The sequence below is a fragment of the Bradyrhizobium sp. MI1.3 genome, from assembly GCF_055811695.1.
Window position 1 is genome coordinate 1 of record NZ_JBVVPQ010000138.1, and the last position, 7,834, is coordinate 7,834.

The window sequence follows — 7,834 nt, forward strand, 5'->3', positions numbered from 1 at the left end:
ATCTTCCGTGCCTCCTCATGCCGGGGGGAGTCGAGTTTCACGCAATTGAGGATGCCTAGCACGTCCTGAGGGTCCTCGGCATCGAACGTCGCGACGTGGCGATCTGCCAAACTCAAGTCTGATCGGCCGCCCGGGCCTGATTGGCTGCAAGCACCGCAAGCGCCTGCGACCGCAGTGAGGTGATATGTCGCTCGAACGTGTGCATTCCGTTGGGCCTGCCAGGTGGCGCCGCAAGCGATAGTGGCCAGCCCGTCCTTGAAGACTGAGGCTGGCCACCTTTGCTCCCGAGAGGCTGGAATTCTCAAGGTGCTCCCAATATGTATTCTGAGAAGAATTAGAGAGCACCTACCGGCACCGGTGATTGCCGCATCCCCGCGTGCCTGTCATATTAAAAGACTCGGCCTGCAACTGTTCGAGCTGGCTCCGCTCATAGGAGTAACGCCCGTCCTGGGGCCGAAGTTGTAGCGGCAATCCAAGCATTCACGGACTACGTCCCCAAGCCAAGCCATACACCGGCAGAAGCCGCCCACTGGTCACAGCGAACTGAAGGACAGCTGGCCAATTGGCGTTCCCAGGTTGAGGTTATCTGCGCAAAACGCTCGCCATGAAACTCGCAAAGATTAGGGTTGATGCGAAAGCACCAACATTCGACCAAAGCAATAGTCGTCGTGGCGGAGCCGGGCAATGCCGCCGATGCTGAATTGCGCGTGAAAACCGGACATCAGCGGGCGCTTGGCTGCACGTCTACCTCCACCGCGCGGACATTCGCAGCGACATCGATCGGGCCGAGCGAGGCGCTGAATGCGACCAGCGTAGCCCCGAGCGCCCAAGGCGTACCGGCAATCACGAGCCAAGGAAAGATGAGTGCAAGGCCGAACCCACCGATCAGAATGATAGCTTTACTGCCGTAGCGCGCACTCGACAAGCCGATCAAAAGCACCGCAACGACCGAGCCAAAACCCAGGAATAGCAGCAGAAAGCCGAGAACGCCCTCATCGACCGCCAATCGCTCCTTCACGAACGGCACCAGCGGCCCCAGGGCGCCATACCAAAACCAGCGGCAAAAAATGCTAGACGCGTTGCAAGTCGCGCGGCCGGCCGATCCGCAGACATCGTTTAGAAACTCCGGAGCAAATTGCTGGCGAGCGCAGCCATGTAGGGCAATCGAAACGGAATAGTCCACCCGCCAAAAATGAGGGGCACTGCGCACAAGCTCTTGGTCTGTTCAACTTTCTCACGCGCCGGGCCCGATCGCCTCTGTATCAGCCTATCGGACCGTGGACCTGAGAGCCGGCTCCGCAAGTTTGAACAGGTCGATAAGTGGAGTTTCTGCCTGACAGCGGGCACGCTGGTGCCTGCGAATCAGGAGCGACGATGCTCTTCAAAAACGCCCGAACTTCATTCGCCGACAGGCGCGTCGATCTGTATGCTTCAGGGAAGGCATGGGTGCACAGCCGCCATCGCACGCCGCATTTCATGGTTTTGTAGTTCGTTCGTAGTGTCGTCGAAATGCACGATGCGCGCGAGCATCCCCATGATTGTTTCGTCGTGACGCGTCGATCCGTTACAGGGTCCGCACGCCGGAAAGCTGTAACCCACCGGCCACTGCCTGGCGTCGAAGATACCCCGCGCCGGAACGTGGTCCTCCGTTTGGCTCGGAGTATCACCGCCACAAAAGCAGCAAACAGGGTGAGCAGCCAGAAACGCTTGCTTGCGCCGTCTCCTCTCTCCCAGATTGAGTCCCGGATAGTAGGGGTTTGGGGTAGCGCCGGCGGGTGAGGTTTGGCATGTGCCCATTTGAAGCGGAGCCGGTGACTCGCGGCAATCCGGCACGACCCGGATCGTATCCCGACCTAAACGTCGCGCGACGCCAAAGGCTGGTCGAGCGGCCCCTTCCAATCTGTAAAGTCGTACCCGCTCCACCATCGACGGAGTGTTGCTTGCATTCCTTGCACTCGAAACGGCCGTTGCCTACGACCGGCCGCTCTACCTGGATAGCGCTGGGAAGCGCCCCGCAAAACAAGCAACTAAAAAAGACGCGCATTAGTCATCCCAGGTCGAGTTGCACCCGGTCGTTGGGTCAACGGGAGGGCCTTAATAGAAAAGGGCGCTTTGTATCCTGCGAATTCAGGCCAAAAGTTTGTGAACTTGGGCCAAACATAGCCGTGATCATGATGCGGCGAGCGTTAGATTAAGTTTAAAGGCTTTCTTTACCCTCACTCAGGTTCCGGCCAACCGGTTATAGCCAGGCGGGGGCTTTCGCGCTGATAGTAGTCAGACTGCCGCTGCTGGGGGCCAAACGGAGTTGTCCGAATGGGTGTCGCAGGCTGGCGCTTCGCGCGGGTGAAGAGAACTGTTATTGGACGGCCAGCCGTTATCGCTGTGCTGGAGAAGCTGCCGCTTATCTGCCCGTTGGTGCTTGCAACTGTCTCGCTGCTTATGATCGGGATCGCACTCTACCGCGATTTGCAGTGAGGGGGGCTTGCTGACCTGGCTCATCGAGCAGAACAGTTTGTCGAGGTGTTCGGCCAACTCAGCCTCGGCGCGGGTGTCGGCCGGCTCAATGACGTGCCGCCGCCGTTGCTGGCGCTTGTAGCGTTACCGGAGCTTGAGGCCGAGCTACTCGCTGTGGAGAGTGCGCGGTCCCGATCAGCCGGCTCTTTTTTGAAACTCTCGCGCCATCACCGCCGTACCTCTTCGCCTGGGAATTTCCTGCTGTTCGGGCCAGTGCGTAAGCCAATCGCCCCCCGGTCAACATACTCGACCGGGGGGCGTTGTGCGTTTGTGTCTGATGGGTCAGATCGTCTTCTTCCGGCGCGCTTCAGCGGCTGTCGCATTTCAGAGTCCACCGGACCAGGGTGCGTGCTGCGCGCGCGGTGCCTTCTCCCGTCGCAGCCGGCGCAGGTCGCGGACTTCGGGTGGCGGGACGTAGTCGTATATCAGGTATTTTTCTCCGTCGACCAGCGCCGGCACCAGAGCCAGGCTAACCCGGACGTGCTGCACCGGGCCGTAACCGGATAACGTCGGCATCAGGATGACCATGCTCGGTGCCATGGCGGCGCAAGTGAGCGCGTCGCGACGTTACTCAAGTCGGGCAAGCATGGCCGCCGGAAGGCTCGCCAGATCGCGGCGCGACTCCGTAATGGGTTATTTGGCGCGCGGCGTGGACGATCCTTCAAAAACAACTGGCGTTGCGCGGCGTGCATTCACTGGCGCCATCTGACTACGATGAGATCGTAGAGCACTCGGTGGAGCAGCTCAGGGAGCTGGAGCTTAGCTTGGCTGCACGCGAATTGGCTGGCAAGTCAGAGCCGGAGTGACTAAGCGCGGCCGACGCAAGCCCGGCTCCGTGTCCGGTCTGCCTCCGGTTGTGTTGCAAAACGCCGGTTGAGACGACTCGCGAACTGTGATTCCGTTGGTTTGAGGCGGCATTTGCGGGAGCAGCGGATGTTAGGTCGGCAGGAGAGCGGTCAGGGCCACTTCTTTTACTCCTTTGATCTCGACAAAGTGGTGCTGGTTGATCACCTGGTACGGCAAATCGACGGTTTTCTGGACCTGAGTTGGGTGCACAACGAGCTCGCTCCATTCTACTCCCACACTGGCCGGCCTTCGATTGATCCGGTGCTCATGATCCGGATGCTGGTCTTGGGCTACGTATTTGCACTTCGTTCCGAGCGTCGGCTCTGCGCCGAGGTCCAGGTCAATCTGGCTTATAGATGGTTTTGCAAGCTCGGCATCGAGGATCCTATCCCTGATCACTCGGTGTTTTGCCGGGCGCGGCGCGAACGCTTCCGTGAGAGCGATGCCTTACGCCGGGTTTTTGAACGTGTAGTGGCGCTGTGTATTTCGGCGGGGCTGGTCGGAGGCGAAGCGTTCTCAGTCGATGCGAGCCTGATCAAGGCTGATGTGAACAAGACTAGGCGACTTCCCGGCGACCAGCCTATTACCTGGCCAAAGGCGGAGGAAGCATCCCATGCCGTGCGCGAGTACATCGCAGCGCTTGATGCCACCGACGGCGATGAAGACGGCGGCGGTTCAAGTGAACGCAGCCGTCGCCGCAAGCCTCCCAAGGAAGTCTCGCTCACCGATCCACAAGCAACATGGGTTACGAGGCCGGGCGTGGATCCATTCTTTGCTTATGATGCGAACTATCTGATCGACAACAAGGCCGGGATCATCCTCGATGCGGTAGGCACGCGCGCGAACCGTGCGGTTGAGATTGCTGTCACCCAGATCATGGTGGACCGTGTTGAGAGTCGCTTCGATCTGCGCCCCAAGAGATTGGCAGGCGACACGGCTTACGGCGCGGTCAGATTGCTCAAATGGTTAGTGGATCGCAAGATCACGCCGCACGTTCCGGTGTGGGACAAGTCGGCACGCCCCGATGGCACCTTTAGCCGAGCGGACTTCGTCTTCGACAAAAAGCGCAATGTCTATGTTTGCCCGGGTGGCGCGGAACTGACCAGCACCGGCAATATCGATCAAGGTCACATCGTTTACTACAGGGCCAGCAAGAGCGATTGCTCTGGCTACGCCTTGAAGCCCAAATGCACGACGGCGGTCGTGCGCAAAATTACGCGTGACGTCAACGAAGATGTGCGCGATCATGTCCGTGCGCTGGCCAATACGGAAGCCTTCGAGCAATCGCACCGCGAGCGCAAAAAGGTCGAGATGCGGTTTGCTCATATGAAACGCATTCTCAGGCTCGACCGGCTTCGGCTGCGGGGCCTGAATGGCGTCAGGGACGAAGTGCTGCTCACAGCCACCGCGCAGAACCTGAGGCGGCTGGCCAAGCTAATCTGCCGTCCCCCGCCACAACTGGCAGTCGCGTGCTGAAATCCACCAGCAAAACGGAAACCGCCGACACCCCGTACCAAAAAAACCGCCGAAACTCCAAAGCCAAGCTCGCCCCCAAGTCAGAAACGAGTTTTGCAACACAATCCCTCCAATAGCCGACATTGCACGGACCTCACGCTTGTTCGGCTAAAGACAACGTCGGATCCTCACGGTCGGCAAGGCGCCGACCGGCCGCTATCAACTCAAGATGATGAACGGCAAGGGGCCGGAGACGCGCGACTTCGACAGGTCGGCGACAATCCGCTTCAGCTTCCCGTTCTCTTCCTCAACCTGACGCAGCCGCTTCATCTCCGAGGGCATCAAGCCTGCATACTTCTTCCACCAGTTGTAGAAGGTTGCCTCGCTGATCCCGGCCTTGCGGCAGACCTCGGCCACCGCCGAGCCGTCTTCAGCCTGCTTCAGCACGAATGCAATCTGCGCCTCTGAAAACTTCGATGCCTTCATGGAATTCTCCTCTCCCCATCAGGGGATCATAAGTGGAAAATTCCAGTTCAAACTGGCCTAATTTGGCGGGGGCACGTCAGTAGCTATCGGATTTCAATACGTAAGGCTTGCTGCCTCAGAATGTGCTCGAACGCGAGAGGTATTGCCGCGAGGGGCGGCAACCGCGAGCCCGTCTGCTAGCGCCACTGTCGCACGGACCCTGTCGTTTTTGACAGGTGAGGAACCGCCGAGATGTGGGCGGGCATGCTCGCGACCAAAGGACGAGGGCTCCGACTATGCGACGCTACTACTTCCCGATTTTCCACAATAGAGAGACACAGGCGCACGACACGGGAGCGCAGATCGCTCTGCTGAATTTAGCGGTCCAATGGGGCGCCCGGTGTCGCTCGGGATGTCGCCAGCGATCCCGACTACGATTACGCTAGCGGCGCCACGCAATCGTGGTCGACGCCTCCGTTGCTGAGATCGCTCGGCATGCGTCGGTGGTGTCGGCGGAAAGACCCCCAAACTGCCGAAGCGCCTTGTGGCCTCAGTCAACGACCTGAGGCGCGGCGGGTGTTGTCCTAAGCAGCTTAACCGCCCGAGTGGGTTGAACGACCGGTCCTGGGCATCATGCAACCGAAGTTTAGACCAGGCAGCCACTAGCAAACTTTCTGAGCGGCTTGATCCGGTTTATCATACCCGTTTTAAGTCGTCACTGAGGTAGGAAGGTGTAAGGGCAAGTCTGAGCGAGCGCGGACACTCGCTGTTGCAAATCAGTGATTTCATATTTCACGTCATGCACCACCGGCAAGATCAGCCGGTTCTTTTCGGCGCTGCACGCATAAGTGCTTTCGAGAGTTTCTTCTTCAGCCGTGACACGTTGAAGGTAACAGGGTTCTTTTTTAGAAGGATCGAGGACTGCGGCTGCCTCAAAACAAATGCACCTCTAAGTTGCTGACGTGTCAAGGACGTTGGGCCGAGGCGTTCCATACGCGAGGAGACTCCGCGTCAGTGCTTTGAAGTGCTGTCCTTCGCGGTCATCGACTGCGCATGTGTGCTGATATCGGCAAGCAGCTATGGTGGGTTGAACGTGGCATGTTGAGGTATCCGCGGCCACTACGACCAACAATGCGACGCTGAGGATTGCCCATTTCCAGGATCCGCACAGCTCGGAAAAGCGGTCAGTTCCGCTCAGGACCTTCAGTGAGAGGCACCACGTTGTCCATGTGGACCGGAGCTGAGCGTGTGCTTTGCCGCTTCACGACCTGTTCAAGCACAAGAGCCTCTGTTGCGAGCTCATCTGCCAAGCGTCGGAAGAGGTCGTGCTTTTGCGGTCGCTTGCTCGGCTGCTCATAACGGCCAAATCCGCAGCATCGGCGCGGAGCTTGTTCAATTTTTCCATGAGGTCGTTCATCTTGTCGCCAGATCCCAAATCCATCTCACCCCCCGGCGCTCTACTCTCATCTGTTGATTCCAAGCCTCTGCATCTTAACAACGACCGCGCGAATTGCTGCAATCGCCTCGCAACAGTCGCGCCTAGAGAAATGTTCGAACCGAACGTCGCGTTAGGTTGCGGCCTTGCAGATCAGCCCAGCGCTTCATACTGTCTCACACCAGAGATGGACATGCATGAGGAGCGGCGCATCCAGATCGAGCAGGAGCTTCGCGGAGCCGTCATGGCCGATTTTATCGAGCTGCACTACGCGGCCTTGGTTTCGCTCAAACACGATGCATCATCCGGTTCGAAGCGCGGCGCGCTGGAAAACAGGATTTGGAGGCATGTTCCGCCGGAGGTGCTTATTCCGACGGCAGAAGAAGCCGGATCATCGCGCTCGGAGGCCCGCTTTTTCGCCGCGCCCGTTTGGATGCCAGTTGGACGGCACGACCGTAGCGCTCGCGCGGGCGGCACTGGTCAGGGTTGCGGCGCGGGTGATTGTAGTTTGCCGGCCAGGCATTGGGTCGCTCGGGCTGGTTCATGTTTTCCTGGGTCACGGTCCTCTCCGAGATCGCGCAGCGCCTCACGATGATGTCCGGGCCGGGCGCCTCAAGGTTTGCAGGGGGAGGGCCGAGGCGTGACCAGCCGAATGAACGAGGTCGCCTCAACAGCTCGGCCCATGCGAGAATGGCGTTGCTGGTGAGCTCGCTGCCGTTGTCGCTGACCACCACGCTGGGCTTGCCACGCTCGATCATCAGCCGGTCTAGTTCCCGCGGGGCTGCGGGTAATCCTTAGGGCGGAGACATTGGCTAGAAGGCATGCCAAAGCACCTACCTGGGTTGGCAGGTTGCTAACTATCCTGCCGTGCGTAGACTTCTCGAGCGACGATTTAGCGTTAATAAGATCACGTTGCAATCTCAAACCGTGCTTTCGGCTGCTTGCAGAGGGCATCCTTCGATGAATCTACATCCATCCAGCTCACGTCCTATCGGTCCTGCGCCTTCAATTTACAGCTCTGCGCTCGGAAGCGGCATCATGAAGGCTGAGCCGGGCATCACCTCGGCGCATGCGAGCATTCGGGCAAGAACCGTCTGGACGATTGTCCTCGGCTTTGCC

Annotated in this window: 4 protein-coding genes and 2 pseudogenes; 2 read left to right on the forward strand and 4 right to left on the reverse strand. The window is 59.1% G+C overall.

What is annotated here, in order from left to right; translation table 11 throughout:
* Window positions 1–680: 680 nt before the first annotated feature.
* Window positions 681–1,113: pseudogene (locus AC0L3A_RS39405) on the reverse strand (MFS transporter); the annotation flags it as partial.
* A gap of 1,200 nt (window positions 1,114–2,313) precedes the next feature.
* Here AC0L3A_RS39405 and AC0L3A_RS39410 point away from each other — a divergent pair.
* Window positions 2,314–2,475, forward strand: a complete 162-nt coding sequence (locus AC0L3A_RS39410; protein WP_167552270.1) for a hypothetical protein — start codon at window positions 2,314–2,316, stop codon at window positions 2,473–2,475.
* Window positions 2,476–2,838: 363 nt separating this feature from the next.
* On the opposite strand, the gene AC0L3A_RS39415 is transcribed toward AC0L3A_RS39410, so the two are convergent.
* Window positions 2,839–3,042 carry a hypothetical protein gene (locus tag AC0L3A_RS39415; protein WP_473256432.1) on the reverse strand — a complete coding sequence of 68 codons (204 nt, stop codon included), beginning with the start codon at window positions 3,040–3,042 and terminating at the stop codon, window positions 2,839–2,841.
* Between the two features lie 405 nt (window positions 3,043–3,447).
* Here AC0L3A_RS39415 and AC0L3A_RS39420 point away from each other — a divergent pair, with 405 nt between their 5' ends.
* Entirely contained in the window at window positions 3,448–4,836 is a 1,389-nt protein-coding gene (locus AC0L3A_RS39420; protein ID WP_473256433.1) for an IS1182 family transposase, read from the forward strand.
* Between the two features lie 243 nt (window positions 4,837–5,079).
* Here the strand turns inward: AC0L3A_RS39420 and AC0L3A_RS39425 are convergent.
* Both AC0L3A_RS39425 and AC0L3A_RS39430 read right to left on the reverse strand, forming a co-directional pair.
* Window positions 5,080–5,301: pseudogene (locus AC0L3A_RS39425) on the reverse strand (transposase); the annotation flags it as partial.
* 1,779 nt (window positions 5,302–7,080) lie between these two features.
* Entirely contained in the window at window positions 7,081–7,473 is a 393-nt protein-coding gene (locus tag AC0L3A_RS39430; RefSeq protein ID WP_473256434.1) for a hypothetical protein, read from the reverse strand.
* Window positions 7,474–7,834: the final 361 nt, after the last annotated feature.

Excerpts from the sequence above, each read along its gene's own strand:
- AC0L3A_RS39410 (WP_167552270.1), top strand. The coding sequence starts at position 2,314 with ATGGGTGTCGCAGGCTGGCGCTTCGCGCGGGTGAAGAGAACTGTTATT.
- AC0L3A_RS39415 (WP_473256432.1), bottom strand. The coding sequence starts at position 3,042 with ATGGTCATCCTGATGCCGACGTTATCCGGTTACGGCCCGGTGCAGCAC.
- AC0L3A_RS39420 (WP_473256433.1), top strand. The coding sequence starts at position 3,448 with ATGTTAGGTCGGCAGGAGAGCGGTCAGGGCCACTTCTTTTACTCCTTT.
- AC0L3A_RS39430 (WP_473256434.1), bottom strand. The coding sequence starts at position 7,473 with ATGATCGAGCGTGGCAAGCCCAGCGTGGTGGTCAGCGACAACGGCAGC.